The sequence below is a fragment of the Teichococcus vastitatis genome (assembly GCF_003604215.1).
Taxonomy (GTDB): domain Bacteria; phylum Pseudomonadota; class Alphaproteobacteria; order Acetobacterales; family Acetobacteraceae; genus Pseudoroseomonas; species Pseudoroseomonas vastitatis.
Genome location: NZ_QXGS01000193.1, coordinates 1 through 858 on the forward strand (window position 1 = coordinate 1; position 858 = coordinate 858).

At 66.9% G+C, this 858-nt stretch carries 1 protein-coding gene; it reads left to right on the forward strand.

Going from position 1 to position 858, the window contains the following annotated elements; genetic code table 11:
- Nucleotides 1-119: 119 nt before the first annotated feature.
- Nucleotides 120-590 carry a transposase gene (locus D2K64_RS23870; protein WP_120010103.1) on the forward strand — a complete coding sequence of 157 codons (471 nt, stop codon included), beginning with the start codon at nt 120-122 and terminating at the stop codon, nt 588-590.
- Nucleotides 591-858: the final 268 nt, after the last annotated feature.

An 858-nucleotide genomic window follows, 5' to 3' on the forward strand; every position in this document is an offset into this window, starting at 1 on the left:
ACCCTGATCGCCGCGCCACGCCAGAAGCTCACCGTGGAGGAGAAGGCCACCATCCGCGAGGGCGGTACGCCGGCGCATTGGTCGAAGGCCAAGCGGGCACAGAAGGATCGTGATGCGCGGTGGACCCTCAAGCGCGGCAGGACCAAGCCCAAACAAGGCCATCAGCGCAGGCCATCCAGATCGCGGTGCCGATCTTTGGCTACAAGAACCACATCGGCATCGACCGGCGGCACGGGCTGATCCGCCGCTGGACGGTCACCGATGCCGCCCAACATGATAGCCGCAGCTTTGCTGGCCTGCTCGACCCCGAGAACACGGCCAGCCGCGTTTGGGCGGACACTGCCTACCGCACCAGGCGCAATCTGGAGGTCTTGGAACGCCGCGGTCTGAGCGAGCGCATCCAGTTCCGCCGGCCACCTCGGCGCAAACTCTCTGAGCAGCAGGCCAAGGCCAATGCCGCACGCGCCCGGATCCGCTCAGGCATCGAGCATGTTTTTGCCGCCCAGAAGCACCGCATGGCGCTGTTCGTGCCCACCATCGGCCTGGACAGGGGCCCAGGTGAAGATCGGCATGGCCAACCTGGCCTATAACTTCACCCGCCTCGCCTGGCTCAGCGCCCGGACTGCGCCCGCGTAACCCTACAGCGCCGGCAAAAAGCGGCACCCGTCGTTCAAAGCCGCTGATCCGACCCTGTCAGCAGAGGCACGTCGCAGCCTGAGGCGATGGTCCTGCTGCCGGGCCGCGCAGCAGTCGGTAATTCAAGGCGTCCAGATGATCGACAGCACCAGCATCCGGGCGCACCACTGCGCCGCCGGCGGAAGGGGGGCCTCATCGACAGGGTCTTGGGCGCTCGCGAGG